Source organism: Phaeobacter sp. CC-HEC084 (assembly GCF_059429255.1).
The window spans coordinates 1628911-1654422 of sequence record NZ_JCAIJQ010000002.1; the positions used below are offsets into that span (position 1 = coordinate 1628911).

A 25512-nucleotide genomic window follows, 5' to 3' on the forward strand; every position below is an offset into this window, starting at 1 on the left:
CCGCGGTTGCACAAGCCGGCAGCGGTCGTACTTTTGCTTTAGAATTGCAGTGCATTTTTCAAGCGCTACGGAGCAGCCCCGATCAAAGCGACATCGCCCCGACGCTGCCGCCACCGCAAACATACAGGGTCTGACCGGTGACAAACCCGTTCTCCGGATCGCAAAAGAACAGAAAGGCGTTCGAGATATCGCGCACTGTGCCCAGACGTCCCACGGGAATGCGCGTCGCCAGCTCTGCCTCGCGCTCGCTGCCCTTGGGAATGATCCCCCAGAAGTTATCAGTCTGGACCGGGCCGGGAGAAACCACATTCACGGTGATGCCATGCCCGGCAAGCTCAAGCGCCCAGGTGCGGGCCATGCCGATGATCCCCGCCTTGGTCGCCGAGTAGGCCGTGCGCGTCGGCACACCAAGTGCCGCACGCGAGCCGTTGAAAAGAACGCGTCCAAAACCGCGCGTCTTCATCGCAGGCAGGAAGGCCTGCAAGAGTGTCAGCGGTGCCGCAAGGTGCAGCTGCGTCAGCCCGGCCAGATCTTCGGGCGATGCCTCTTCCAGCAGATTGGGCCAGATCATCCCGGCATTGTTCACCAGATGCGTGACGTCATGATTGGCTGCGATTTCTGCTGCGGCCGTCGCCGTGGCGCTTGGGTCCAGCAGGTCGACCTCCACATGATGCAGGCCCGGGTCCGACCACTCAGGCGCGCCGCGTGACAGGGACACAACCGTGTATCCCTTTGCAATCAGGCGCTGCCCCAGACCGGCGCCAATGCCCTTGCTGCCGCCCGTGATCACGGCTGTATACTTGCTCATGTCGTCACCATTGCCAGTACGCGCAGGGGGCTGCCCGTGCCGCCTTTTATCTTGAGAGGGGGGGCGATCAGCAGTGCGCCCGTGGGGGGCAGCTGATCCAGGTTGCGCAGGCATTGCAGCCCGAATTTACCTGCCCCATGAAGCAAGTAATGCGCCGGATAGGGCGGGACGTAATGGGCGCCCTGACCGGCATCGGTGCCCACGGTTTCGGTGCCGAACCCGCGAATGTCCCGCTTCAGCAGCAGTTCGATTGCTGCGGGGGTTGGTCCCGGCGAATGCGGCCCGTCCTCTGCCATGTTCAGATAGGCCGCGCCGCTGCGCTTGGACCAATCAGTGCGCATCAGGACCCAGCTGTCGGCGGGTATTTCCCCGTGCTCGGCCTCCCAGGCTTCGATGATCTCTGGCGTCAGCTCGAAATCGTCATCCTTGGCTGTCCCTTCGGAACAATCGATCACCACGACCGGGCCGACAAAGACGCCCGGGTCGATCTCATCCACTGCGCCATTGGGCACATCCTTGCCCGACACCCAGTGGATGGGGGCATCAAAATGGGTGCCCGTGTGTTCATTGAGGGTCAGGTTGTGCCACTTCCACGCGGGGCCGCGATGATCATAGGCGCTGACCTCTTCCATGCGGAAGCGGGCGCATTGGCCAAATTCCGGCGGCAGGATGATCACCGGGAAATCCGGGTCCAGCGTATGGGTCAGGTCCACGATACGCGCCGCACCGCTGCCCAGCGCCACCGCCACATCTGCAATAAGATCGCTCATGATCCGCCTCCGGTCATTTCCCGCTCCAGCAACAGCGCATCCGCCTGCCAGAGCGCATAGTGATCACGGGCGATATCGCCGCAGGTGACCTCTTCCAGCCCGTCAATCAGCCCGCCCACGACCGAGCGCGCGATGGCGCCTGGCGTCACCGTGGGCGGCGGCAGCGGCTGGAACCAGGCATCCCCCTCGATGGGGCCGATATAGACATTCATCACGCGCAAGCCGCTCTGGCGGAATTCGGCGCGCAGGCTTTGCGAAATCGACCGCGCCGCCGCCTGGGACGCGCCAAATGAGCCAAAGCCCGGATCCGGCACCAGCGCCTGCACCGAGAGGATATTCACGAAGGCTGCTGCGGAATTGGTGCCATCCTGCACCCGCGCCGCCATGCCGGGGCCAAACCCCTGCGCCAGCCGCATCAAGCCCAAGGTGTTCACCTCGAAACCGTCGCGGGCAAAACCCGTGTCATTGCCCATGATCCCGCCGGGGCGCACGAAACTGGCCGTGTTGATCAGGATATCGACCTTGCCGCCGATCTCGGCCGCCAGCTTTTCGATCGACGTCACATCCGTCACGTCCAGCGGCAGCAGCGAGACGTTTTCCATCGCTTCAAAGGCCGCGCGTTCCGGCCAGCTGCGCCAGGCTTCCGGCTCCCCCAGGAACACATGGGAGGCACCGGCCTTGAGCAGCGCCTGCGTCAGGGCCAGAGCCACCGGCGCGCGCGCATCACTGATCAGGACGCGGCGGTATTTTGGATCGGACGACATCGCCCGCAGCACGGGATCATCTTGCATCGCATCGCTTCCTTTCTGTGGCAGCGCAACCAAGACGCCCTGCCCGGCCCTGTCCAGTTTCAACGCCATGCGCACCGCATCGCCGCGCCCAACCTCGCCATGCAGATGGCAATTCAGCATCGGCCCGGCATCGAGTTTCACCGCCCCCATGCGCCAGGGCATCCGTTCACGGAAATAGGGTTCGGGCGACACACGGATCGTGGTTTCAGCCATCACCGTGCCGGATGGATCCACATCCTGCCAGCGCAGATCAACGGACAGGCATTTGTGGCAGGCATCGCGTGGCGGATATTGTACCGCCTGGCAGTCTGCACAGACCTGCAAGCCAAAACGCCCCTGCGCGGCCATCACACCCAACCCCAACGCGGCCCGGCTGCGCGTGGCGGGGGGCAGCACCGGCACGGTGGTGCGTTTTTGCGGGTCTTTCTTTTTCGGTGGGACCAGTGGTTCGCTCATGACGTCCCTCCTTCGATCACGGCAGCAGAGGAACAAAGACCCCGATCATAGTTGATCACGCCAAAGCCCGACACGGCCGCCCGGCGGGCGCCCTCGACCTGGGTTGGCCCCGCCGTTCCTGTCACCTGCCGCAGCGCCTCGACAAGACCAAGGTAGCCGCCTGCCGCGCCGGCCTGCCCGACCGACAGCTGCCCGCCCGAGGTGTTGTGCGGGAAATCGCCGCCGATGGTCAGATCATGTCGGCGCACGAATTCCGTGCCCTCGCCCTTGGCGCAGAATCCCAGATCTTCGAACTGCATCATGCAGATCACCGGGTAGTCATCATAGGTTTGCAAGACGTCGATCTCGTCCGGGCCATGGCCCGCCATCTGCCACAGCTCATCCACGTCCACAGCCCAGCCGCCGCGCAGCTGCATGGGATCCTCGGGAAAGGCGTTGGTGCGCTCGATGGTGGCGCTGATGCGGGCAAAGGGCAGCCCCTTGGCCACCGCCATCTCTTCGCGCATCACCACAAAGGCCTCCGCGCCTGCGCAGGGCATCACGCAATCAAACAGGCCGATCGGGTCCGAGATCATGCGGCCCTCAAGGTATTGATCGAGGCTCAGCGATTTTTTCATGATCGCCTGCGGGTTCTTCAGGGCATTGGCCCGCTGCGCCACAGCGATGCGGCCAAAATCCTCCCGCGTTGCGCCAAATTGTTGCATATAGGCGTCCTGCAACAGGGCAAAGCTCGCGTTGGGGCCGCCGAACCCATAGGGAAAGGTCGCATCCATCGAGAACCGCGAAAAGGCGGACAGAAGGGTGCGGAAACTGTCGATCCGGTTGGTATCCCCCGACACGCAGGCGATGACATCCGCATCGCCGCATTGCACCGCGCGCGCCGCCCGGCGCAGGGCGGCAACCCCGCAGGCCCCGCCCATCGGAACGGTATCGAGCCAGCGGGGCGAAAGGCCCAGATGCTGGGTCAGGCCAACAGGCGTATCGGGCGCCAGGGTAAAGCTGGAGACCGAAAGCCCGTCAAGCTGCTGCGGTGTCATGCCGATCACCTTCAGGGCCTCGCGCAGGGCGCGGGCGATCCACCAATGGGCCGTCTCGTTGGTGTAGCGCACATAGGGCACCGACACCGGCGCGGTCAGCACAACCCCGTCATAGGGCAGACGGTTCATGCCGCGCTCCGCTTTTTCAGATGGCGGGTGTCGATGGTCTGAGGATACTTCAGTAACTCAGCCGCACGCGTCTTCAGGACCGCCCGTTGCAGTTTCTGGGTCGCGGTGACGGGCAGGTCTTCGACAAAGGCGATGTAGCCGGGTGCCTTGTAATAGGCCAACTGCGTCAGGCACCATGTGGTGATCTCATGGGCAAGCTCCGGGCTGGCCCCATCCTTGACAATGATGCAGGCAAAGACCTCGTCGCCCCGGATCTCATCAGGAACGGCGGCGACCGCAACGCTTTGAACTGCCGGATGGCGGGCCAGCACGGATTCCACCTCGACCGCCGCGATGTTTTCCCCGGATCTGCGGATCACGTTCTTCTTGCGGTCGACGAAATACATCGTCCCGTCCGCCGCGCGCCGCACGATATCGCCGGTGTGGAACCAGCCGCCTTCCCAAGCCTCATCGGTGGCGTCCGGGTTCTTGAAGTATCCGGCAAAGAAGCCCTTGCCCGGATCCGACCCTGCATGGCGCACCAGCAATTCGCCCTGATCTGCATCCGCGCCGCTGTCATCCACCAGCCGCGCCTCGACCGTGTCCTGCGGCCAGCCGATGCAGGAGGTGCCCACATTGCGCGGTTCGCGGTTGGCACAAATGGTGGCCCCTGCCCCGGTTTCGGTCATCGCCCAGGCCTCGGTCAGGGCAAAGCCGAAGCGTTCTTCGAAGGGGGCATGGAGTTTGGGATCAATCCCTGCGCCAAACCCGAAGCGTACCGAGTGATTGCGATCCTCCGCGCAAGGCTCCGCCCCCATCAGCATCGAGGGCATCACGCCCAGATAATGCAGGCAGGTTGCCCGGCTGCGGCGCACCGAGTCCCACCAGCTGCGTGGATGGAAACGATCCAGCGCCGTCAGGCAGCCGCCCACGGCAACCATCGCCATGAAGGAAAAGGCCATGGCGTTCATGTGAAAGATCGGCAGCGGCGTGATCATCCGCTCGCCATCCGTGTTCAGCGCACAAACACCGGTTGCGGTGCTGTACCAGCGGCCCGCCTCGATGAAATACTCATCGGTCAGGATGCAGCCCTTGGGCTGCCCGGTGGTGCCCGATGTATAAAGGAGCGCCGCCTCCGCATCGCCATTACGCGCGGCGATGGCCTCGGTTGTGACGGCCTTCGGCATCGGTTCCCCAAGTGTCACCACAGGCATCTGAACCTTGGCCGCCTCAGCGGCGCTGCGCAGCTCGTCCGCGCGACTGGCCAGCGACAGGGCCAGAACAGGTTCGCCGTGCCCGATCATGTATTCCATTTCAGCGGCGCGCAGATCGGGGTTCACGGGAACAACAGAGATCCCGAGCGCATTGAAGGCCAGCCACCACAGAAAATAGCTGGGCCGGTTCTCCAGCAAGACCATAACGCGCTGACCCTTGACGTATCCGGCAGCCTCAATCTCTGCGACATGGCCCTGCACCGTCTTTAAGGCCTCGGCGTAGGTGATCTCGCCTGCGTCGATCCGGTAGATCTCTGCCGTCTCTGGCAGCACATTCAGGAACGGACGGTCAGGCCAGCGGGCGGCGCTTTCTGCAAAGGCGCCAAAAACGGTCTGTGCAGTGATCATGGCAGCAACTGGATATTGCGGAAGGCCGCGTCGCAATTGAGGAGATCAACCCGCTTGCCCGCAATCCGAAGCGCCCCGTCCACCAGGGCCAGATCATGCCGCACGGTCAAGGCCAGCAACTGCTGCTCGTCCAGGCGCGTCTCCACGTAGTGCATCGAGGTATTGGTCACGAAGCGGTCTTCGCCCATCTCGTCCACGAATGGGCGCTGAATGACATGATGACAGCGGCTTTTTGGCTTTTGGCTGAAGGTGCGTGCGCCGTTCAGACGCTCGACCCGCAGTTTCAGCATGAACATGTCCTCATACAGCAGCGAGGTCTGATTGATCGGATCGGTCTGCTTGTAATCAAGCGGCATCCAGTAGATCCCGTCAGGCAGCCAGAGCGACAGCCATTCGTCATAGCGGCCCTCGTCCAGCATCCGCACCTCGTCATAGATGAAATCGATCAGCTGATCCCGTGTGACACTCATTCCGCCACCTCCTGTTCCGGGGCATCATAGGTCATGAACTTGGCCCAGGCGTTGAACTGGTTGCGCATCTGGCGTTCGGTGGTGCCATTGTGCACGGCTTCCTCGCTGAAATCCTCGTCGTCTTCGAGAAGACGCTGGACATTGACCCATTCCATCCCGTCGGCGTGCAATCCTTCCTGCGCGCGCTCGTACATCTCAAGGTCGTCATGTCCGACAATCGAGGTGGGCGCATTGATCATGCGGTTGTACATCGCGGTGCGGGCAGTCAGCGCATCCGGCGCCCCAACCAGCCGATAGATATAGCTTTCCACGATGGTCTTGTCGGCCGCGAGCGGGATAAAGACCCGCAGCTGCTGGATCGGCCCCTTGATCATGATATTGGGGAAGTAGACGGTGTTGTGCCGGTTGTCGTCTAGGATGGCCTTTGCCCTCTCCTCTCCGTAGCTTTCCGTCAATGCTTCGAAATATCCGGGAATGGCGGAGTAGTCCGAATGGATCGAATGGCTCACACCGGTGTGCCCATGCCCGTTGGGCCATGTGCGGATGCCCATGCCCTCGAAGAACTCATAGGGGGACATGAAGGGCGCGATGATCTCCATCGCGGGGGGCTTGGGCGTGCCTTCTGGCAGGTCCAGCTCTTCGTATAGCTTCACTGCGGTGCCGGCGCTGCTTTCATGCGCGACCATGGGATGGCAGGTGTCGGTCTGGTTCTCGACCAGCATTTTCCAATTGCAGTGATGCAGATAACGCAGCGGCGGGCCGACCACCTCAAGCCGACCTTCGGGCGAGCGGTCCACCATATTGTCGAGCGAGCTGAGGCTGTCGCCAAAGAACTCCTCGAAGCTGATGCCCTCTTCGGCCAGCCGCGCAAAGATGAAGCCGCGGTAGTTCTTGACGGCGCCGACCGCCTTCATGCCCTTGCCGCTTTCGGTCTCTTCAAGGCCGGTGCCCTCGTATCCCTTTTTGAGTGGGATAGCGAGCAGGCAGCCATCTGTCTTGAAGGACCAGGCATGATAGGGGCAGCGGAAGAATTTGCCGGTATTGCCCTGCCGGTCGATGACGATCTTGGTGCCCTTGTGCGGGCAGCGATTATAAAGGACGTGAATGTCATCCGCCTTGTGACGCACCTGGATGACCGGCTGATCCCCGATCTGGGTCGCAAAGTAGTCGCCCTTGGCCGGGGTCTGGCTTTCGTGGCCGACAAACACCCATGAATTGGCAAAGACATGCTTCATCTCAAGCTTGAAGATGTCCTCGTTGATATAGACATCCCGGTGCACCTGATGGGGCTGCACAAGGGACGCCGCCGCAGTTGGGTTTCCTGAATAGCTGACCATGTCCGTTCCCCTATATATCCAGCACCAGCCGCGCGGATTTCGCACGGCTCACGCATATCTGCATCACATCACCGGCGGCGCGTTCCGCCTCGCTGAGCACAACATCGCGGTGATCCGGCAGGCCCTCGATCACATCGCATTGGCAGATGCCGCAATCGCCGCGCTGGCAATCGTAAAGGACATCGACGTCATGCTCCTCCAGCACCTCTACGATGGTTTTGTCCGCAGGGATGGTGAAGACCCTGCCATCGTTGATCTGCACCTCAAAGGCGCTGTCACCGTCCTGCGCCTCGGCTGCGGTGAAGAGTTCGAAATGCACATGATCCGCCGGAATACCGGCATCTTCGGCCTTGGCGCGCACCGCATCCAGCAACCCGCGCGGACCACAGACGTATAGATGCGCATCCCCCAGCCCACTTATGAGAGCATCCAGATCCAGCGCGCTCGAGTCATCATCGCAATGCAGGTGAAACGCCTCGCCCAAGGTGTCCGCCAGCCTCTCGTGATAGGCCATGGCGGCAACCGTGCGGCCCGCATAGTGAAACGCAAACCTCTGGCCTGCCGCCTGCAAGGCTGCTGCCATCGAAATCATTGGCGTGACGCCGATACCGCCCGCCAATAGAACAGCCGGGGCGTCCAGCTTCACCGGGAAATCATTCTTGGGCGCTGCGAAAGTGACAGGATCGCCCACCGTCAGCGCATGCATCGCCTTGGAGCCACCCTGCCCCTCGTCTTCGCGCTGAACGGTGATGCGGTATTCCTTCGGCGCGGACATCAGGTCAGCATCAAACGCCACCAGCGAATAGGCGCGGGTTCCGCCCGGCACGTCGAACTCGACATGCGCGCCAGCCTCCCATTCGGGCAACACGCGACCATCTGTTGCAGCCACTGTCAGGCTGCTGATACGGTCGGTCAGCCGTGCAACCTCCAGTACGACACCATCAATTTTGCTCACGGGAGTCCTCCTTTTGAAAGAATATGAAATTTCATATAACTCAGGTCAAGACATTTCTGGGCGTCGCCTTGGCGCATGCTGGGTGGACCTATGACAACGCCAGTCAGCCCGGATGGCACACCGGGGTTTGTGAGCAACTACCTGCTTTATCTGCTTGCTGCCGCCAGCGAAGGGGCCAGTGCCCAGTTTCACGCCCAAGTCCGCAGCTCGGGCCTGCGCGTACCGGAATGGCGGGTGCTGGCCTGCCTGCACGACTGCGAAGGCGCGATGATTACGCAGCTGGCCCGGATCGCGCTGGTGGAGCAATCCCGCCTGACCCGCATCATCGCCCAGATGGAGAAGCGCGGACTACTGATCCGCCAAAGCGATCCCGAAGATGGCAGACGGGTCCGCGTCTTTTTGACGCCGGAGGGGCGCGCGTTGACCAACAGGCTGGTTCCACAGGCACAAGCCCATGAAAAGGCCTTGCTAGAACGCCTGACAGAGCACGGCGGACACCACCTGAAGCCCATACTGCATGCGTTGCTGAACACCCTGGAAGAGGACGCGCCAGAGAAGCTTTAAGCAGAAAATAGTTTTCAAGACGGCAAAAATGGAGTTACATGAAAACGCATATACCTTCCGAATTGGGGCGTTAGACCCTGAAAATGGTATGAATCCAACATTCTGGGAGACACTCCAATGACCAAGCTAACCAAGATTCTGGCCAGCGCCGCCGTTGCGATCAGCATGGGAACCAGTGCATTTTCTGCCGAAACGATCACCATTTCCACATGGCTGCCGCCCACCCACCCGGTGAACACTGAAATGTTCGCTCAACTGGGCGAGATGATGTCAGAGGCGACAGACGGCGCCGTGACGACCGAGCTGAAGAGCGGCCTTGCCTCGCCGCCTGCGCAGATGGATCTGGTCCTTGATGGCATCGCGGATGTGGCAATCCTGTTTCACGGTTACACGCCCGGACGGTTCGTCGGCACCAAGCTGGTCGAGATCCCCGGCTACGAGGGCAACGCCGAAGCCTCCTCGGTCGCTCATTGGCGGGTGCACGAAGCCATTCTCAAGGACCTGAACGAGCATCGCGGCGTCAAGGTCATCGCACTGACGACCCATGGCCCGGGGCAGATCCATTCGAACAAAGAAGTCAACACTCTAGCCGATCTGTCGGGCCTCAAGACACGTTTGGGCGGTGGCGTCTCCGCAGACGTAGGCGCGAAACTGGGTCTTGTCGGCATTCAGGTGCCTGCCCCCAAGGTCTACGAGACGCTTGATTCTGGCGCTGCAGATGCGGTTGCCATGAACCTTGGCGAGCGGATCAGCTTCAAACTGAACGAAGTGGCCAAGAACGTGTACGAAATGCCCGGTGGTTTCTATCGTGGCTCCTTCTCGGTCATCATGAGCCAGGAGAAATTCGACAGCCTGCCCGCCGATGTGCAGGAGGCCCTCGACAGCAAGGTCTTCGGCGAACCTGCTTCGCGGATGATGGGCGCGGTCTGGGACAAAAGCGACGCGACCGCACGCAAGCTGACCCTGGACACCGCGGACAATAAGATCGTTGAGGCCAGCGCGGAAGATCAGGCAGCCTTTGCCGTCATGGCCGCAGAGGTCCGCGACAAGATCATCGCAGAGGTGACAGCCGCAGGCGTCGACGGGCAAGCCGCCTATGACATGATGGTCAAGGAAATGGCCGCCGCGTCCGGCAAGTAAACGATCCGGAAAACGGGACCGGCGCACAGATGGGCGCCGGTCCTCTCATATCCTACTGCGCTCAAGCGAGGCCCGATGCAATACGCCCTCCGGTTCCTGACCGCCCTTTCAAAACTGCCGATGTTCCTGGCCAACCTGTCCCTTTTTGCGCTGATGTGCCTGACCTTTGCAGATGTGCTGATGCGTTCGGTTTTCAATGCCCCGATCGAAGCGGCAACCGAACTGATCCGTATCGGCATTGCGCTTATCGTGTTCGCCGCCTTGCCGGTTCTGAGCGCCCAGAACGGCCATATCGCCGTTGATCTGTTGGACGGGCCGTTCCGCAGGATGAGACTTGAACGCTGGCGTGATGCGGCTGTTGCCCTGATCTGTGCTGTGATGCTGTGGTATCCGGCGGGCCGTGTTGTCGATCTGGCGGAACGCTCGCGCAGCTACGGCGACGTGACAGAATATCTGTCGATCCCCACCTTTTATATCGCCTATTTCATCGCAGCGATGATCTACGTCACCGCTGTCGCATTGATCGGGCGCGGCCTGCTGCACCTCATTGCGCCGCATATGCTGGAGGCCAAGAATGCTTGAATCCTTCCTTGGCTTTATCGCCGTCTTCGTTCTGGTCCTGCTGCGCATCCCGATTGCCTTTGCCATGGGTTTTGTCGGCATGATCGGGCTGATTTACGAAACCAGCTATCGCGCTGCGATTTCGATGGTCGGGCGCTTGATCATCGACACCGCACAGGACTATGGGCTCAGCGTCATTCCCCTGTTCATCCTGATGGGGCTTTTCGTCAACAAGGGTGGGATCAGTCGCGAGCTCTACCGCGTCTCGAACGCCTTTCTTGGACATTTCCGTGGCGGTCTGGCCATGGCCACAATCGTGGCCTGCGGTGGGTTTGCGGCCATCTGCGGATCCTCGCTGGCAACAGCGGCAACCATGGCCAAGGTGGCCATGCCGGAAATGCGCAAATACGGATATGCAGACGGTCTTTCCAGTGCCTCCATCGCGGCGGGCGGCACCCTGGGCATTCTCATTCCGCCCTCGGTGATCCTGGTGATCTACGGGCTGCTCACGGAAACATCGATCGGCAAGCTGTTCATCGCGGGCATCGTTCCCGGCTTCCTTGGCGTCCTGTTCTACCTTGCGGCCGTGCGCCTGACCGTGATGCGCAACCCAGAGGCAGGCCCTGCCGGGACGCGTGCCACATGGGGCGAACGCCTGCAGGCGCTCAGCCATGTCTGGGCCGTTCTGCTGCTGTTTTTTCTGGTCATCGGCGGCCTTTACGGAGCGCTCAACTTCTGGCCGCTGAACCTCGCCTTTTCCCCTACCGAGGCCGCAGGAATGGGCGCAATGGGCGCTTTCCTGATCGCCCTGGCCCGGGGCAACCTGAATTGGCGAAGCATTCGCGAAGTCCTGGGGGAGACGGCTCTGACCACGGCCTCGCTCTTTGCGGTTCTTATAGGGGCCTGGGTGTTTTCCAACTTCGTCAATCTGGCCGGTCTGCCCGAAGGGCTACTAGCGCTGGTCACATCGCTTGATCTGGGGCCCTGGGTCGTGATGATCCTGATCATATTGATCTACCTCGGCCTCGGCTGCATCTTCGAAAGCATGTCGATGCTGCTCCTGACCGTGCCGATTTTCTTTCCCCTCATCACATCGCTGGGGTTCGATCCGGTCTGGTTCGGCATCGTTGTCGTCGTTGTGATCGAGATCAGCCTGATCACGCCTCCCGTCGGCTTGAACGTCTTCATCCTCAAAGGGGTGGTTGGTGACGTTTCGACCGCTACCATCTTTCGCGGCGTGACGCCTTTCTGGCTGATGGATATCCTGCGCCTGATCCTGCTGCTCGCCTTCCCTACGCTTGTGCTGTTCTTGCCAAGTCAAATGTAGGAAGCGCGGCGGAACTGGTGCTTGGGGTTTCGTAGGCCGAGGCGCATGTACCACGTGAGGGCGGCTCACCTCGCCGCCACTTCGCAAGGTATCGAGGATGGACCTGCCCCAACGGCAGGTCCAAACGCCTGTCAGCCTTTTCCGCCCAACATCTCCTCAACCAGGCGCTGCACCTCCAGCGCCTCTTGCGGGGTGGCAAGCCGGTGAGGTTTGCCCGCCATGCACAAAAGGAAATCGTCCAGCTGCGCTTGCAGCGCGACGGTGCGACGGTCTGCCGGAGGTTGGGGCACCGGAACGAAGTCCTCCCCTTCCGAGATGGCATGGTCCGAGAAATTCGAAACCCGGTGGCTGGCCTTGCGGCCCTTGATGGTGAACTCCTGACGATCCGGCTGCGCACCGCCGACCGAAGCCAGGATCGACACCGGCAATCCTTCCTCGTTTTCCAGCCGGGCCAACAACGCCGTTTCGCACAGCGCCGGGTCCCCAGGGTAAGAGGGGTGCGCCCAGGACACGGTGAGCGGGCCAAAGATCCGCTGGGTGAAGAACAGGAAATGCGACAGGACCTCGCGCGTCATGCCGCCTTCGGCGCGGCACCGCAGCCAATCCGCCGCCTGCTGCCAGGCGCGCGGCCAGGCGGCATAGGTCACCACCATATCCACCCCGACGAGATCGCCCATTTCCCCTGCAAGGGCAGCACTGGAGATATCCGTTAGAGCCGCACCGGCGGCCTGAGTGAAATTCACCGCTGCTGGTACGCCGCTGGCCTTGAGCCCCGCCACCAGCGCCTCGCTTTCCGCCAGATCAACGCCAAGCGGTTTTTCCAGAAACACCGCTTTGCCAGCCGCAGCCGCCGCCAGGGCATAGGCTTTGCGCGGTACCGGAGGGCAAGCAAGATAGACCAGATCAGCCGCCGCGATCGCCGCCTCGGGCGAACCTGTCACCTCAGCCTCGGGCGAACCTGTCACCTCAGCCTCGGGCGCCAGTGCCTGCGCGGCTGCGCAAGCGTCCGCAGACGGATCCCAAAGGGCTACCGGAGTGTAGTCTTTGTGCAGGATCAGTTGCTCAAGCATCCGCTGCCCCATGATCCCCAGTCCGATTACCGCTGTCTTCACCGTCATGTTGGCTCCTGTTTTTGCTTCTAATTGTATTGATCCAGCATCGCCGGTTCAAAGGTCCCGCCCCACAGAGGTGGATTGGCTACTGTTGTTTGTCATGTGTAATTACAGACAGATCGGCGCTTCCGCAGCAGGCGCTTTGTGACAATTATCCCTAACACATGCAAAGAGAGCGATGCGACCTGTTTCCGGACCCCCATGCCACAGACGCCGCGATCAAAAGTGACAGCCGCTAAGGTCTCAAAATGAAAACAATCTACGTATGACTGGAGCTTAGCGGCACCTCAATCACAAACCTCCGTTTACCTCACGGCACCTGCAAGTCGGAGTTGTGACCGCAGAAACGATCACAAAGCCCTGCTTTGCCCCTGTTGCCACGGCCAAGATTGCCCCTGGAATTAACCTGTAATGGCCCCAAACGGGCCATCGCCCACTTGCTGAGGGGCGACAGCGAATCCTGCTCTGCTGAGAAAGCTCAAAGATATGGGCGATCGACAGCCCAGCCCAAGCCCGGCAACACACCATTTACCACACAGGCTTTCCGCCTTGTTTTCAATATCTTCGCGATATACCGTCATTCTGTCCTCACGAAACAATGATCTACACCCTTTGTGCGAAACCGGACGCCATACGTATCAATATCGAAGATATCTTTTCATGCTCTCGCCTCTACGCTGCACAACTTGCCCCCAGGGTGTTCCGGTTAGGCCATGACCTGCCTGACACACCTGCATGTTACGCTGGCCGCTGCGACCGCTGCCATGCTCTGGGCGATCTGCGCCATGATCTTGTTCTGGGTCGCACGCAACACCCGCTTTGCGGGTAAGCCCGCCTTTCTGCTGACATTGAGTGCGATGCTGTGGTGGCTGTTTACCGTTGCCGCCGATCTCGCTTCGCCCGGAGAAGCCTGCAAGGTTGCCTGGTCCCTTGCTGCTTGGCCCGGCATCACCTTGCTGCCGATCGCCTGGTCCTTCTTTGTCTTCGACTACACGATGAATTCCAGCCGCAAGCGGCAACCGATCCGGTTGTTGCTCTATGTCGCTCTGCCAATCCTTGTCGCCCTCATCGCTGCCACCAACAGTCAGACGCAGCTGTTGTATGGTCCTGACACCCGGCTTGTGACCGAGGGCAAAAATACATTCGTCATTTTTGACCATGGCCCCCTGTTTTATGCGGTTGCGGCTGGGCTTTATATTTTTGTGAGCACCGCCCTTGGGCTGCTGACCTATGCGCTGATCCGGGCCAGGAAAATCATTCGGCCATTCCTCGCGGTGCTGATTTTCATCACCGCAGCGCCGCTCACGGCCAATCTGGCCTATATCTTCAATGGTTTCACTGTTTTCGGATATGATCCCACGCCCTTCATGTTTGCCGTGACCCTCATCGCGCTGAGCTGGCTGCTGCTGAACAACACGATGATGGATACCGTCGCACAGGGCCGGAGCCTGTTGTTCTATGCCACCCATGATCCGGTGATCATTCTGGACGCAGACGGTCGCTTTGCAGGGGCCAATCCCGCCGCCAAAATGCTGTTTGGTGAAACCCTTCCACGCCATGGCGACACGCTGGATCATCTGGACAAGATCGGTACGACACTGCAGTCATTTCTGAACAGTGGCGTTCTGGCCAACGCGGAACCGATCCGGCTCAACCAGCGTATCTTTGATCTGCGCGCGCTGCCGATCGAAAGCCCGATGCAAAGCAAGAGCCCGCTCCTGGGTTGGTCCGTTTCCCTTGTCGACATCACCGAAAGAGAACGGTCTGCCGAGGCCCTGCGCGAGGCGCTGGCGACAGCAGAAGCCGCCAACCGCGCGAAATCGCATTTTCTGGCGAATGTCAGCCACGAAATCCGTACGCCGTTGAATGGCATTCTGGGGATGGCCTCGGTGCTGAGCGAAACCGCGCTGGACAGGGAACAGCATGACTATCTTCGCATTATCGAGGATTCCGGTCAGGTGCTGCTCACGACGATCGGCGATGTTCTCGATCTGTCAAAGATCGAAGCGGGACGGATGGCTCTGGAAACCCGGCCTTTCGCACTCCGCGATGCAATCGAAGGTGCGCGATCACTGTTTTCAGCTAGAGCCGAAGAAAAACACCTGCAGCTCAGCGCCAGCATTCACGAGGATCTGCCTCAGATGATCGTCGGCGACGGACACCGGTTCCGCCAGGTCCTCCACAATCTGGTCTCAAATGCCATCAAGTTCACCCAGTCAGGCAGCGTCACCATCACAGCGGAACCCACGGCTGAGGGCAGCGAGCTGTTGGTCCGGGTCAGTGATACCGGTGCCGGCGTTCCCATCGGGGCCCGGCAGGCGATCTTTCTTCCTTTTCAGCAGGCGGATGCGGGCGACACACGCAAGTTCGGCGGAACCGGTCTGGGGCTGTCGATTTCCCGTCAATTGTGCCACCTGATGGGCGGCAGCCTGGAACTGGCCGATAAAGCCGGGAAAGGCGAAACCTTTGAAATCAGACTACCGCTGGTCCCAGGCCCTGACGTAGACACGGGACCGCTTCAGTCCACCACGGATGTCGCCACCTTGTCAGACGCTCCGGCGATGGAGGTTCTGGTAGTCGATGACAACAAGACCAACCGGCTGATCCTCGAAAAGTTCCTCTGCCATACCTCCTGCGAGGTTCACAGTGCCTGCAGCGGCGCCGAAGCGCTCGACATGGTGCGCGCTTCTGCCTTTGATGTGGTTCTGATGGATATTCAGATGCCCGGTATGGACGGCGTAGAGGCGACGCAGAAGATCCGCGCCATGGAACAGGCCACCCGTCGGCCGCCCTGCTTTATCGTCGCCGTCACCGCCAACGCCATGCCTGAGCAACTGGAACAATATTTAGCGGCAGGCATGGACGAGGTTCTGGCGAAGCCGGTGTCAAAGCCTCAGTTGCTGTCGCTCTTGCAACAGGTCCCCCGGAAGGCCGCATAGGAGCAGTTCAACGTTCCAGAACCGCCCCCATAGAGGCGGGGCACGTCAAATGTATGATTTGCGCGCAGCCTTTGACTGCGCGCGAATCCACTACCCGCAAGCCCGATTACTTCTGCGCGATGCGCCCATCGGTATAGGGCGAATATGCCCCTTGCTCTGCCAGATATTCCGCCAGCACATCCGCAAGATCGGGACCAAAGTCATAGGCGTTCTTGTCATCCCCTGAGAAGACCTTGTAGCCATCGCCGCCATTGCGCACGTAGTTGTTGGTTACAACCAGATAGGTCTTGGCTGGATCCAGCGGGGTAAATCCGTCGCCCATATCGACCATCACCTCCTGCACGCGCCCTTCGTTCGGGGCAACCGTAGGATCCCAGGTGAAAGTCAGCCCGGCTACCTGCGGGAAACGGCCTTTAACCTCTTCCACCTGGCTGACACCGTTTTCAAGCGCAGCAACCAGTTCCTGACCTGAGATTTCAAAGGTCGAAAGCGTATTCTGGAACGGCAGGATGGTCAGAACCTCGCCCATCGTCACCTCGCCCGGCTCCAGGCTGGCGCGGATTCCGCCCGAGTTGGCAATGGCGATCTGCACGCCCTGATCCTTGACCCGGTCCAGCATCGCATCCGCAACAAGATTACCCATCTGGCATTCCTGAATGCGACAGGTCTGGCGGTCTCCGTCCACCGCAGCCGCAGCCTCGGCCACCACCTTGTTGCGGATCTCATCAAGCGGCTGCGCCAGCTCGGCGATACGGGCGACGGTGGCTTCATCCTCAGCCACGGTGCCATCCATGATCAGCGGCTCACCTACCGCCTCGACCAGGTTCCCAGCCTCATCAAAGGTCACGTTCAGCTCGCCCAGGAATTTGCCATAGGCATAGGCTTGCACGATGGCCACACCGTTCACCATCGTCGGATAAGGCCCAACCGCCCGGTCCGATACATTGGAGAGATAAGTGTTACTGTGCCCTCCTACGATCACATCGACGCCCTTGGTTTCGGCCGCAACGCGCTGATCTACGCCATAGCCAGAATGGCTCAGCACGATGATCTTGTTGACGCCTTCCGCTGTCAGACGGTCGACCTCGGCCTGCACGGCAACCACCGGATCGGAAAAGGTGATATTTTTGCCGGGGCTGGCCAGCTCATGGGTGTCTTCGGGCGTAAGGCCGATCAGGCCGATCTTTTCGCCGCCGCGCTCGATCACCGTGGATTTCTTCAGCACATCCGCCAGCGCCGGTTCCGCGCTGACATCGGCGTTGGACATCAGCACCGGAAACCCGACGGAATCCATGAACCCGCGTAGCACCTCGGGGCCATCGTCGAACTCGTGGTTGCCGACGGTCATCCCGTCATAGCCCATCTTGTTCATCATCTCGGCCGCGGCTTTTCCCTTGTAATAGGTGTAAAATAGCGAGCCCTGGAACTGGTCACCGCCATCCACCAGGATCGAATTGTTGCTGCGAGTTCGGGCATCGGCAATCGCGCTCACCAGACGGGCGGAGCCACCAAAGCATTTGCCCTCGGCGTTGTCATCCTCGCGGCAGCCGCTGTCGTATTTACTGATCGGTTCAAACCGGGAGTGGAAATCATTGGTGTGCAGAATGGTCAGCTTGTAATCGGCGGCCGCAACGCCCGCCGTCAGCCCCAGTGCCGCAACCGACATCAGGAAACGTGTCATCATCATCAGGACTCCCTTGTTTTATGATTGGAGGAATGGTGCGACCAAACAACGCGCCAGTCAAAGGGGAAAAACAACCAGACCGGGTTTCTTAGGGTCAGCCTGCGCAGGCAGTGGGCATCAGCACCGCCGGATTACAGGCTTGATTCCATACGCGGCGCGGGGCATCACGATTTCATGCTGATCTACAAAATTTTCCGGGCGGACGAATGGGCCGCATTTGAGGCTGCGGGTACCACCCGCGGCGCGCCGATCGACCTTTCCGATGGCTACATCCACTTTTCCACCGCCGACCAGGCCGCCGAAACCGCGGCCAAGCATTTCGCGGGCGCGGAGGGGCTGTTTCTCCTCGCGCTGGAGGCTGACGCTCTGGGTGATGCGCTGAAATGGGAAGTCTCTCGCGGCGGCGCGGAGTTCCCCCATCTTTATCGCGAAATGAAGCTGGACGAGGTGCTTTGGGCCAAACCGCTGCCGCTGAAGGATGGCCGCCACCAATTCCCGCAGGAGATGACATGAGCCATTATATCGACCCGGACCGCGCCCAGTTCGAAGCCTTCAAGGGGCTCGACCGCGACCAGCCCATCGAGATGCTGAACCTTGTGAAGTTCCGCGACACCGCCGCCTACCCCGAGGATCACGCGCTGGCTGGCACCGGGCTGACGGGGGCCGAGGCTTACAAAAATTACGGCCGCGAAACCGCGCCGATCATCGCCCGCCTCGGCGCCGGTATCGTCTGGCGCGGCAATTGGCAGGCGACCCTGATCGGTCCGGGGGATGAGGTCTGGGACGAAATGTTCATCGCCCGCTACCCCACTGCCCATGCGTTTCTGGAGATGGTGACCGACCCCGATTACCGCAAGGCGGTGGTGCACCGTCAGGCCGCGGTTGAGACCTCGCGCCTGATCCGCACCAACCCTGCGAAAGGCGGAGCGAGTTTCGGATGAAGCTGACAGAGAAGCTGGCCCTTGCCGCCCTGCACCGCGTCGATCCCGAAACCGCACACGGGCTGTCGATCAAGGCACTGACATCGGGGCTCACACCGACGCCCGGCCCGGTGACTTCGCCGCGTCTGAAGACAACGCTTGCCGGGATCGAACTACCGAACCCGGTGGGTCTGGCGGCAGGGTTTGACAAGAACGCCGAGGCGCTGTTGCCGCTGTCGCGCGCCGGTTTCGGGTTTATCGAGGTGGGCGCCGCAACGCCCCGCCCGCAGCCCGGCAACCCCAAACCGCGCCTGTTCCGCCTGACCGAGGATGGCGCCGCCATCAACCGCTTTGGCTTCAACAACGAAGGCATGGAGGTGATCGGCAAGCGCCTTTCGCAGCGTCCCCGCGATGCGATCATCGGTTTGAACCTTGGCGCCAACAAGGACAGCGAAGACCGCGCTGCCGATTTCGCACGGGTCCTGGCCCATTGCGGCGCGCATCTGGATTTTGCCACCGTCAACGTGTCCTCCCCCAACACCGAAAAACTGCGCGACCTGCAGGGCAAGGCGGCGCTGTCGGCGCTGCTGGCCGGGGTGATCGAGACCCGCGATGGTCTGCCGCGCCGGGTTCCCGTATTCCTGAAGATCGCCCCCGATCTGGACCGCGCCGGGATCGAGGATATCGCCGCCGTGGCACTGGAAAGCGGCATCGACGCGGTGATCGCCACCAACACCACCCTGTCGCGCGAGGGCCTCAAAAGCGCCCATCGGGACGAGGCAGGCGGGCTATCCGGGGCGCCGCTGTTTGATCGCTCTACCCGGGTTCTGGCGCAGCTATCAGAGCTGTTGCAAGACCAGGTGCCGCTGATCGGGGTTGGCGGTATCAGCAACGCAGAACAAGCCTATGCAAAGATCTGCGCAGGCGCCACGGCGGTGCAGTTCTACACGGCGATGGTCTTTGGCGGTCTGTCGCTGGCGGGCGATATCGCACGCGGGCTGGATGCCCTTTTGGCACGCGACGGCTTTGACAACGTCGCGCAAGCTGTTGGAACCAAAAGAAAGGACTGGCTGTGATCACCTATTGGCACAATCCTCGCTGCTCAAAATCCCGCGCCGGTCTCGCCCTCTTGGAGGAGCGCGGCGCAGAGGCCGAAGTGCGGCAATATCTGAAAGACGCGCCCAGCCTGGAGGAAATCAAGACAGTGCAAGCCGCGCTGGACCTGCCTGCAATCGCCATGATGCGCACGAGCGAGAAAACCTTCAAGGAGCTGGGCCTCAGCAAGGACAGCGCCGAGGCGGATCTGCTCGCCGCAATGGCGGAACATCCGATCCTGATCGAACGCCCCATCGCCATCAAGGGTGACCGGGCCGTCATTGGCCGCCCGACCGAGGCTATCGAGGCGCTGCTTTAGGCGGCGACGCTGGCCTCCAGCCGTGGATATCGAAGGGCAAGCGTGGCGGCCCGCGCCACGTTCAGCACCATCAATGCGCCCCAGAGGCCATGATTGCCAAACAACGGCACCAGAACCAGCAGCGACACCACATAAAGCGTCACCGACTGGATCATCGCAACGCGCATGTCCCGCGTCCATGTGGCGCCGATAAAGACACCATCGAGCATGTAACTGGCCACGCTCAGCACCGGCGCCAGCGCTGCCCAGAAGAGGAACAGCCGCGCCGTGCTGCGCACCTCAGGCGAGGTTGTCATCACATCGATGATTGCACCGCCGCCAAACGCAAAGGCCAGCGACAGCGCCACCGCCCCGCCAAGCGCCCAGAAAGAGGCCAGCAAGGCCGCCCGGCGCATCCGGTCGCGGCTCTTTGCGCCCACGGCGCCGCCCACCAGGGCCTCGGCAGAGAAGGCAAATCCATCAAGCGCAAAGGCGGTGATTTCCAGAAACTGCAACAGCACCTGATTGGCCGCCAGTTGCACATCGCCAAGATCCGCGCCAATGAACAGGAAAGTGGTGAAGGAGCCGGTCAGCAGAACCGAACGCACCATGATGTCGCCGTTGACCTGCAGCATGCGGCGCAGCCTTGCGGGGTCGAATACCCGCCCCCAGTCGCGCCACTGATTGCCACCAAAGGCATCGCGGCACAGCCACAGCCCCAGCGCCAGACCGCTCCATTCGGCGATCAGGGTTGCCGCCGCGACGCCTTCGACGCCCCAGTCGAGGCCCAGAACAAACCACAGATCCAGCAGGATATTGAGCCCGTTCATCCAGATCTGCAGGATGAAGACGCCGCGTGTCCGCTCCATCGCGATCAGCCAGCCGGTCACTGCATAAAGCGCAATTGTGGCAGGTGCCCCCCAGATCCGAATGGTCAGATACTCGCGCGCCAGCGTCTCCACCTCGGCGCTGGCCGGGGCCAGCGCAAAGGCACCCCAGAACAGAAGCGTCTGAAACACGATAAAGACGCCACCGGCCAGTGCGGCCAGGATCAGTCCCCGCATCAAAAGAGCGCCGGTTTCAGCCATATCCCCGGCGCCACGCGCCTGCGCCGCAAGCCCGGTGGTGCCCATACGCAGGAACCCGAAGATCCAATAGACCGTGGCGAGGATGACGGCGCCAATTCCCACGGCGCCAATCGGAGCCGCCTGCCCCATCTGCCCCACCACGCCGGTGTCGACCGCGCCAAGGATCGGCACCGTCACGTTGGACAGCACGATCGGCACCGCGATCTTAAGAACCCGGCTGTGGGTGATTGGCGCCTCGGACGCGGCAGTCATCGCGACACCCGGTTCAATCCTTTTTCACGGGATCCTGCGGGATCAGGAAATGGCCGGTGGCCTGTGCGAACAGCCGGTCCTTGTGGTCCTGCCAGGCCTCGACATGGACCGAGGCATAGCGGCGCCCAGCCCGGTTCACCGTGGCCCGCGCATAGGCATCACGCGGCAGGCCAGATCGCAGGTAATCAACGGTGAAATCGATCGTCTTGGGTTGGCGCGGCAGTTTGCCTGCCGTAAGCTCATTCGGGTCCAGCTCACCGGATTCGATTTTCGGCCACAAATGCGCCCAGTTCAGTGTGACCACTGATGTGACCTCAAGGAAAGCCGCCGTGACGCCGCCATGGATAGCGGGCAGGAACGGATTGCCGATCAGCTTCTCATCGAAGTTGAGGATCGCCGTCAGCTCATCCCCGCGCCGGTCAAAGGTGATCCCCAGAAAACGGATATAAGGTACGGCCTCGACAAGGGCGGCAAGGGCGGCATCGCGGCGCTGCTTGACCACCTGAACGGGTTCGGGTCGGGAACGGTTCAAAACCCTTTCTCCACTGTGAAGGCACCCGAAGCCGTAGCCACGGGGCGGTCGCTGTCGTCATCCATCGCAACCGCGCGGACAAAGGCGACGTTGCGGGTGATGTGATGGCAGGTGGCCCGGGTGACAATGGTCTGCCCCGGGGTCGCTGCCCGCATGTAATCGATACGCAGATCAATGGTTGCGGTGCCGCCGGGCGCCGAGGGATGGCTCATCACTGCCGCACCGCAGCAGGTGTCCATCACGGCCGAAACCGCGCCGCCATGAATAACGCCCGTTTCTGGATCACCGATCAGTTTTTCATCATAAGCCATGGTGATTTCGGCCATGCCATCGCCGATTTCGGTCAGCACCATGCCCAATTCACGGGCGTGGGGGATGGCTTCGATGAACTGGCGCGCCAGCTGGGTCTTGTCCGCCATAGGGGCGTTCCCTTTGATCTGTTTGGTCTTTGTATGCGCAACCTTGGCCCTGCCCGCCCCAAAGCGCAACCCCGTGATCACAGCGCTCCGTGACGTCGGATGAAGTTGCCTGCTGCGGGTGCTTGCACTGTTTGCCGCAGTTGCATAGGTTCGCGGCCAAGGGGAGAAAGTGGATGACCGAAGCCAGATTGTCATTCAAGGAAATGTGCGCTGCGTTCGACGTGACACCGCGTACATTGCGCTATTACGAGTACATCGAGCTGCTGCAGCCCGATCGCGAAGGGCGGTCGCGGTTCTACGGCCCGCGTGAAAAGGCGCGGATGAAGCTGATCCTGCGCGGACGCCGGTTCGGCTTTCAGCTGGAAGAGATCCGCCAGTGGCTGCTGATCCGCGAAAACGAAGGCGATCAGGCGCAAATGCAGGCCTTTGTGGAGATGGCGGACCGGCAGATGATCGAGCTGCAGAAGCAGCGCGAGCAGCTGGATGAAGCCATGGAAGAGCTGAGCGCCCTGCGCGTCACCACCTTGGCTCTGGCGAAATAACACGCAAACTCCCGTTTCGGCGGTTCTCGGAATACCGGGTTTCACGCGGCAGCTATGCCTGCGTGGCCGTGCTGTGAAGTGCCCTTGGTCCGCCCGCTCGGCATATCTGACGTGCTGGGTGGGATTCGCCGCACCGCCGCATCGAATCCCGAAAGATCCGACCTGAATTCCGCCTTTACCCCTGCCCCGGATCCCCCTTTCGCCGGATTTACCAGGCGTTTCGGGGTCCGACGCTGCGTCACAAATAGCTCTCTCCACGTCACCCACGCATGTGACGCAGCGTACAGCTTACGTAAACGTCAAGAAGATGTTGTAAAACACGCCTCAGCTGTTCAATTTTAGGCTGCACCCAGCAGTCAAGAGTGACGACGATGACCGAAGAGACAAAATCCATCCGCCAGATGTGCGATGAGTTCGACGTGACTCCGCGCACCCTGCGGTTTTACGAAGCCAAGGAACTGTTGTTCCCGATCCGCGACGGCCAGAAACGCCTGTTCACCAAACGGGACGGCGCACGCCTGAAACTGATCCTGCGTGGAAAACGGTTTGGCTTCAGCCTTGAGGAAATCCGCCAGCTTCTGGACCTTTATCACATCGGGGACCAGCAGCTGACGCAGCTGTCGCGCACCTATGATGTCGCCTGCGAACGGCTCGCCGATATGGAACGCCAGCGGGACGAGCTGAACGAAGCGATCGAAGATCTGCAACAGCAGCTGAAATGGGGCGAAAGTGTCATCGCCTCGATGAAATCCGAACAGGAGGCTGCCGAATAACCGGCTGCCCCGCCCCGGCCTTCCGCCCTTCGGGAGGTCACGCCAGACAAACACTGAAGAAATTCAACGAGGACCGCGATGCCCGTTTACAATGCTCCCACCAAGGACACCCAGTTCATCCTGCACGATGTCTTGAAAGTCTCCGAGGCCGCCACGCCGGGATATAGCGAGTTGGAACGCGATTTCACCGGCGCCATTCTGGAAGAGGCTGGTAAGATCAGCTCCGAGGTTCTGCACCCGCTGAACGTGGTGGGTGATACCGAAGGCTGCCGCCTGGAAAACGGGATTGTCTACACCCCAACCGGCTTCAAGGACGCCTTTGAGCAGGTCAAGGAAGGCGGCTGGACCGGTCTGGATATGCCGGAACAATACGGCGGCCAGAACATGCCCTATGTGCTGGGCACCGCGGTGGGTGAGCTGTTCTCCTCGGCCAACCAAGCATTTGTGATGTATCAGGGCCTGACCCATGGCGCCGCCTCGGCGATCCTGGCGCACGGCACCGACGCGCAGAAAGACACCTACCTGCCCAAGATGGTGTCTTGCGAATGGACCGGCACCATGAACCTGACCGAACCGCATTGCGGCACCGATCTGGGTCTGATGCGTACCAAGGCAGAACCGCAGGCAGATGGCACCTACAAGGTGTCAGGCCAGAAGATCTTTATCTCGGCTGGCGATCACGACATGTCCGATAACGTGATCCATTTGGTTCTGGCCAAGATCCCCGGCGGCCCCGAGGGTATCAAGGGCGTCAGCCTGTTCATCGTCCCGAAATTCATCGTCAACGAAGACGGCTCGGTCGGCGAACGCAATGGCGTCTCGGTGGGCAATATCGAAAAGAAGATGGGCATCCACGGCAACTCGACCTGTGTGATGAACTATGACGAGGCGACCGGCTACCTCCTTGGCACCGAGCACAAGGGCATGCGCGCCATGTTCACCATGATGAACGAGGCCCGTCTGGGTGTCGGTATGCAGGGCGTGGCCCAGGCCGAGGCCGCCTATCAGAACGCCGTGGAATACGCCAAGGACCGCCTGCAGGGCCGTGACGTGACCGGCGTCAAGAACCCCGATGGCCCGGCCGATCCGCTGATCGTGCACCCGGACATCCGCCGCAGCCTGATGGATCAGAAAAGCTTTGTCGAAGGGGGCCGTGCCTTCCTTCTGTGGGGCGCAACCATGATCGACAAGGCGCACCGCGACGGTGACAAGGACGCCGACGGTCTGGTCTCGCTCTTGACCCCGGTGATCAAGGGCTTCCTGACCGACGAAGGCTACGACATGACCGTGAAGGCCCAGCAGGTCTATGGCGGCCACGGCTATATCGAAGAACACGGGATGAGCCAGTACACCCGCGACGCCCGCATTGCGCAGATCTACGAAGGGGCCAACGGCGTTCAGGCGCTCGACCTCGTGGGCCGCAAACTGGCGCAGGACGGCGGCAAGCACGTCATGGCCTTCTTTGAGCTGGTGAAAAATTTCTGCAAGGAAAACGCCGGTATCTCCGAGGATTACGCCAAGGACTTCATCGAGCCGCTGAAGGCCGCCTCCAAGGATCTTCAGGCCGCGGGCATGTATTTCATGCAGAACGGCATGAAGAACCCCAACAACGCGCTCTCTGGCTCTTATGACTTCATGCACATGTTCGGTCATGTCTGCCTTGGCCTGATGTGGGCGCAGATGGCAAAGGCGGCGCATGCTGCGCTGGAGGCCGGAACCTCTGACGCGGCGTTCTACGAGACAAAGCTGACCACCGGCCGTTACTACATGGCACGGCGCCTGCCCGCCACGCAGCTGCACCTTGTGCGCATCCAGAGCGGTGCGGATACGGTGATGGCGCTGGACGCGGCAAGCTTCTGATCCTTTGCCGGGGCGTTCCAACCGGGACGCCCTGCTTTGCCTTCCCTTCCGG

General features: G+C 61.2%; 25 protein-coding genes. 12 read left to right on the top strand and 13 right to left on the bottom strand.

The annotated features are described in order from the left end of the window. Window positions 1–82: 82 nt before the first annotated feature. The 8 genes from AC5SSZ_RS08155 to AC5SSZ_RS08190 are packed head-to-tail and all read right to left on the bottom strand — an operon-like array spanning window position 83 to window position 8354. A complete protein-coding gene (locus AC5SSZ_RS08155; RefSeq protein WP_495437813.1) occupies window positions 83–808 on the bottom strand; it encodes an SDR family NAD(P)-dependent oxidoreductase in 726 nt (241 codons plus the stop codon). Next, window positions 805–1578, bottom strand: coding sequence for a cyclase family protein (locus tag AC5SSZ_RS08160; protein ID WP_495437814.1), 774 nt, complete (start codon window positions 1576–1578; stop codon window positions 805–807). Before AC5SSZ_RS08160 ends, AC5SSZ_RS08155 begins: the two co-directional genes overlap by 4 nt. Then, complete coding sequence (locus AC5SSZ_RS08165; protein WP_495437815.1) at window positions 1575–2825, bottom strand: SDR family NAD(P)-dependent oxidoreductase; 1251 nt, start codon at window positions 2823–2825, stop codon at window positions 1575–1577. Before AC5SSZ_RS08165 ends, AC5SSZ_RS08160 begins: the two co-directional genes overlap by 4 nt. After that, a complete protein-coding gene (locus AC5SSZ_RS08170) occupies window positions 2822–3991 on the bottom strand; it encodes a thiolase family protein (protein ID WP_495437816.1) in 1170 nt (389 codons plus the stop codon). The genes AC5SSZ_RS08165 and AC5SSZ_RS08170 overlap by 4 nt, the downstream gene beginning before the upstream one ends. Further along, entirely contained in the window at window positions 3988–5592 is a 1605-nt protein-coding gene (locus tag AC5SSZ_RS08175) for an AMP-binding protein (protein ID WP_495437817.1), read from the bottom strand. The genes AC5SSZ_RS08170 and AC5SSZ_RS08175 overlap by 4 nt, the downstream gene beginning before the upstream one ends. Further along, a complete protein-coding gene (locus AC5SSZ_RS08180) occupies window positions 5589–6062 on the bottom strand; it encodes an aromatic-ring-hydroxylating dioxygenase subunit beta (protein WP_065273363.1) in 474 nt (157 codons plus the stop codon). Before AC5SSZ_RS08180 ends, AC5SSZ_RS08175 begins: the two co-directional genes overlap by 4 nt. Further along, window positions 6059–7399: an aromatic ring-hydroxylating dioxygenase subunit alpha gene (locus AC5SSZ_RS08185; RefSeq protein WP_495437818.1), complete on the bottom strand. Its 1341-nt coding sequence runs from the start codon at window positions 7397–7399 to the stop codon at window positions 6059–6061. The genes AC5SSZ_RS08180 and AC5SSZ_RS08185 overlap by 4 nt, the downstream gene beginning before the upstream one ends. A 10-nt stretch (window positions 7400–7409) precedes the next feature. After that, the gene (locus AC5SSZ_RS08190; protein WP_495437819.1) at window positions 7410–8354 is read right to left on the bottom strand and encodes a PDR/VanB family oxidoreductase; all 945 of its coding nucleotides are present in this window, start codon (window positions 8352–8354) and stop codon (window positions 7410–7412) included. 90 nt (window positions 8355–8444) lie between these two features. On the opposite strand from AC5SSZ_RS08190, the gene AC5SSZ_RS08195 reads away from it, so the two are divergent. The 4 genes from AC5SSZ_RS08195 to AC5SSZ_RS08210 all read left to right on the top strand — a co-directional run bounded on the left by AC5SSZ_RS08195 (window position 8445) and on the right by AC5SSZ_RS08210 (window position 11946). After that, window positions 8445–8918 (top strand): MarR family winged helix-turn-helix transcriptional regulator, encoded by a 474-nt coding sequence (locus AC5SSZ_RS08195; protein WP_274867575.1) that lies wholly within the window; start codon window positions 8445–8447, stop codon window positions 8916–8918. A gap of 117 nt (window positions 8919–9035) precedes the next feature. Beyond that, window positions 9036–10058: a TRAP transporter substrate-binding protein gene (locus tag AC5SSZ_RS08200; RefSeq protein WP_495437820.1), complete on the top strand. Its 1023-nt coding sequence runs from the start codon at window positions 9036–9038 to the stop codon at window positions 10056–10058. A 75-nt stretch (window positions 10059–10133) separates the two neighbouring features. Beyond that, window positions 10134–10640 carry a TRAP transporter small permease gene (locus tag AC5SSZ_RS08205; protein ID WP_065273358.1) on the top strand — a complete coding sequence of 169 codons (507 nt, stop codon included), beginning with the start codon at window positions 10134–10136 and terminating at the stop codon, window positions 10638–10640. Continuing rightward, window positions 10633–11946 (top strand): TRAP transporter large permease, encoded by a 1314-nt coding sequence (locus AC5SSZ_RS08210; RefSeq protein WP_065273357.1) that lies wholly within the window; start codon window positions 10633–10635, stop codon window positions 11944–11946. The genes AC5SSZ_RS08205 and AC5SSZ_RS08210 overlap by 8 nt, the downstream gene beginning before the upstream one ends. Before the next feature lie 131 nt (window positions 11947–12077). Here the strand turns inward: AC5SSZ_RS08210 and AC5SSZ_RS08215 are convergent, their stop codons facing one another. Beyond that, complete coding sequence (locus AC5SSZ_RS08215; RefSeq protein WP_495437821.1) at window positions 12078–13064, bottom strand: Gfo/Idh/MocA family protein; 987 nt, start codon at window positions 13062–13064, stop codon at window positions 12078–12080. 707 nt (window positions 13065–13771) lie between these two features. Here AC5SSZ_RS08215 and AC5SSZ_RS08220 point away from each other — a divergent pair. Continuing rightward, entirely contained in the window at window positions 13772–15997 is a 2226-nt protein-coding gene (locus AC5SSZ_RS08220) for a hybrid sensor histidine kinase/response regulator (protein WP_495437822.1), read from the top strand. Window positions 15998–16103: 106 nt separating this feature from the next. On the opposite strand, the gene AC5SSZ_RS08225 is transcribed toward AC5SSZ_RS08220, so the two are convergent. After that, window positions 16104–17681, bottom strand: coding sequence for a bifunctional metallophosphatase/5'-nucleotidase (locus AC5SSZ_RS08225; RefSeq protein ID WP_495438328.1), 1578 nt, complete (start codon window positions 17679–17681; stop codon window positions 16104–16106). A 174-nt stretch (window positions 17682–17855) separates the two neighbouring features. On the opposite strand from AC5SSZ_RS08225, the gene AC5SSZ_RS08230 reads away from it, so the two are divergent. Genes AC5SSZ_RS08230 through arsC form a run of 4 tightly spaced genes read left to right on the top strand, consistent with a single transcriptional unit; the run spans window position 17856 to window position 20015 of the window. Continuing rightward, window positions 17856–18194 (top strand): DUF952 domain-containing protein, encoded by a 339-nt coding sequence (locus tag AC5SSZ_RS08230; RefSeq protein ID WP_274833845.1) that lies wholly within the window; start codon window positions 17856–17858, stop codon window positions 18192–18194. Further along, window positions 18191–18622 (top strand): DUF1330 domain-containing protein, encoded by a 432-nt coding sequence (locus tag AC5SSZ_RS08235; RefSeq protein ID WP_274833844.1) that lies wholly within the window; start codon window positions 18191–18193, stop codon window positions 18620–18622. The genes AC5SSZ_RS08230 and AC5SSZ_RS08235 overlap by 4 nt, the downstream gene beginning before the upstream one ends. Next, window positions 18619–19677, top strand: a complete 1059-nt coding sequence (locus AC5SSZ_RS08240; RefSeq protein WP_495437823.1) for a quinone-dependent dihydroorotate dehydrogenase — start codon at window positions 18619–18621, stop codon at window positions 19675–19677. Before AC5SSZ_RS08235 ends, AC5SSZ_RS08240 begins: the two co-directional genes overlap by 4 nt. Beyond that, complete coding sequence (gene arsC, locus AC5SSZ_RS08245) at window positions 19674–20015, top strand: arsenate reductase (glutaredoxin) (protein ID WP_495437824.1); 342 nt, start codon at window positions 19674–19676, stop codon at window positions 20013–20015. The genes AC5SSZ_RS08240 and arsC overlap by 4 nt, the downstream gene beginning before the upstream one ends. On the opposite strand, the gene AC5SSZ_RS08250 is transcribed toward arsC, so the two are convergent. From AC5SSZ_RS08250 to AC5SSZ_RS08260, 3 genes are read right to left on the bottom strand one after another with little or no spacing between them, the layout of a single operon-like run. Continuing rightward, window positions 20012–21334 carry an MATE family efflux transporter gene (locus tag AC5SSZ_RS08250; RefSeq protein ID WP_495437825.1) on the bottom strand — a complete coding sequence of 441 codons (1323 nt, stop codon included), beginning with the start codon at window positions 21332–21334 and terminating at the stop codon, window positions 20012–20014. The two genes, arsC and AC5SSZ_RS08250, sit on opposite strands and share 4 nt — an antisense overlap. Before the next feature lie 13 nt (window positions 21335–21347). Beyond that, window positions 21348–21866, bottom strand: coding sequence for a PaaI family thioesterase (locus tag AC5SSZ_RS08255; RefSeq protein WP_065273350.1), 519 nt, complete (start codon window positions 21864–21866; stop codon window positions 21348–21350). Further along, window positions 21863–22285, bottom strand: coding sequence for a PaaI family thioesterase (locus tag AC5SSZ_RS08260; RefSeq protein ID WP_065273823.1), 423 nt, complete (start codon window positions 22283–22285; stop codon window positions 21863–21865). The genes AC5SSZ_RS08255 and AC5SSZ_RS08260 overlap by 4 nt, the downstream gene beginning before the upstream one ends. Window positions 22286–22458: 173 nt before the next feature. Between AC5SSZ_RS08260 and AC5SSZ_RS08265 the strand changes: the two genes are divergently transcribed. The 3 genes from AC5SSZ_RS08265 to AC5SSZ_RS08275 all read left to right on the top strand — a co-directional run bounded on the left by AC5SSZ_RS08265 (window position 22459) and on the right by AC5SSZ_RS08275 (window position 25460). Further along, the gene (locus tag AC5SSZ_RS08265; RefSeq protein ID WP_065273349.1) at window positions 22459–22827 is read left to right on the top strand and encodes a MerR family transcriptional regulator; all 369 of its coding nucleotides are present in this window, start codon (window positions 22459–22461) and stop codon (window positions 22825–22827) included. Window positions 22828–23198: 371 nt separating this feature from the next. After that, window positions 23199–23600: a MerR family transcriptional regulator gene (locus AC5SSZ_RS08270; RefSeq protein ID WP_065273348.1), complete on the top strand. Its 402-nt coding sequence runs from the start codon at window positions 23199–23201 to the stop codon at window positions 23598–23600. 78 nt (window positions 23601–23678) lie between these two features. Continuing rightward, window positions 23679–25460, top strand: a complete 1782-nt coding sequence (locus AC5SSZ_RS08275; protein ID WP_495437826.1) for an acyl-CoA dehydrogenase C-terminal domain-containing protein — start codon at window positions 23679–23681, stop codon at window positions 25458–25460. Window positions 25461–25512 lie beyond the last annotated feature (52 nt).

Coding starts and splice junctions, on each gene's coding strand:
- AC5SSZ_RS08170 (WP_495437816.1), bottom strand. CDS start 3,991: ATGAACCGTCTGCCCTATGACGGGGTTGTGCTGACCGCGCCGGTGTCG.
- AC5SSZ_RS08205 (WP_065273358.1), top strand. CDS start 10,134: ATGCAATACGCCCTCCGGTTCCTGACCGCCCTTTCAAAACTGCCGATG.
- AC5SSZ_RS08230 (WP_274833845.1), top strand. CDS start 17,856: ATGCTGATCTACAAAATTTTCCGGGCGGACGAATGGGCCGCATTTGAG.
- AC5SSZ_RS08155 (WP_495437813.1), bottom strand. CDS start 808: ATGAGCAAGTATACAGCCGTGATCACGGGCGGCAGCAAGGGCATTGGC.
- AC5SSZ_RS08260 (WP_065273823.1), bottom strand. CDS start 22,285: ATGGCGGACAAGACCCAGCTGGCGCGCCAGTTCATCGAAGCCATCCCC.
- AC5SSZ_RS08215 (WP_495437821.1), bottom strand. CDS start 13,064: ATGACGGTGAAGACAGCGGTAATCGGACTGGGGATCATGGGGCAGCGG.
- AC5SSZ_RS08240 (WP_495437823.1), top strand. CDS start 18,619: ATGAAGCTGACAGAGAAGCTGGCCCTTGCCGCCCTGCACCGCGTCGAT.
- AC5SSZ_RS08265 (WP_065273349.1), top strand. CDS start 22,459: ATGACCGAAGCCAGATTGTCATTCAAGGAAATGTGCGCTGCGTTCGAC.
- AC5SSZ_RS08175 (WP_495437817.1), bottom strand. CDS start 5,592: ATGATCACTGCACAGACCGTTTTTGGCGCCTTTGCAGAAAGCGCCGCC.
- AC5SSZ_RS08210 (WP_065273357.1), top strand. CDS start 10,633: ATGCTTGAATCCTTCCTTGGCTTTATCGCCGTCTTCGTTCTGGTCCTG.
- AC5SSZ_RS08195 (WP_274867575.1), top strand. CDS start 8,445: ATGACAACGCCAGTCAGCCCGGATGGCACACCGGGGTTTGTGAGCAAC.
- AC5SSZ_RS08220 (WP_495437822.1), top strand. CDS start 13,772: ATGACCTGCCTGACACACCTGCATGTTACGCTGGCCGCTGCGACCGCT.
- AC5SSZ_RS08200 (WP_495437820.1), top strand. CDS start 9,036: ATGACCAAGCTAACCAAGATTCTGGCCAGCGCCGCCGTTGCGATCAGC.
- AC5SSZ_RS08185 (WP_495437818.1), bottom strand. CDS start 7,399: ATGGTCAGCTATTCAGGAAACCCAACTGCGGCGGCGTCCCTTGTGCAG.
- AC5SSZ_RS08250 (WP_495437825.1), bottom strand. CDS start 21,334: ATGACTGCCGCGTCCGAGGCGCCAATCACCCACAGCCGGGTTCTTAAG.
- AC5SSZ_RS08165 (WP_495437815.1), bottom strand. CDS start 2,825: ATGAGCGAACCACTGGTCCCACCGAAAAAGAAAGACCCGCAAAAACGC.
- AC5SSZ_RS08180 (WP_065273363.1), bottom strand. CDS start 6,062: ATGAGTGTCACACGGGATCAGCTGATCGATTTCATCTATGACGAGGTG.
- AC5SSZ_RS08160 (WP_495437814.1), bottom strand. CDS start 1,578: ATGAGCGATCTTATTGCAGATGTGGCGGTGGCGCTGGGCAGCGGTGCG.
- AC5SSZ_RS08275 (WP_495437826.1), top strand. CDS start 23,679: ATGCCCGTTTACAATGCTCCCACCAAGGACACCCAGTTCATCCTGCAC.
- AC5SSZ_RS08270 (WP_065273348.1), top strand. CDS start 23,199: ATGACCGAAGAGACAAAATCCATCCGCCAGATGTGCGATGAGTTCGAC.
- AC5SSZ_RS08235 (WP_274833844.1), top strand. CDS start 18,191: ATGAGCCATTATATCGACCCGGACCGCGCCCAGTTCGAAGCCTTCAAG.
- AC5SSZ_RS08225 (WP_495438328.1), bottom strand. CDS start 17,681: ATGATGACACGTTTCCTGATGTCGGTTGCGGCACTGGGGCTGACGGCG.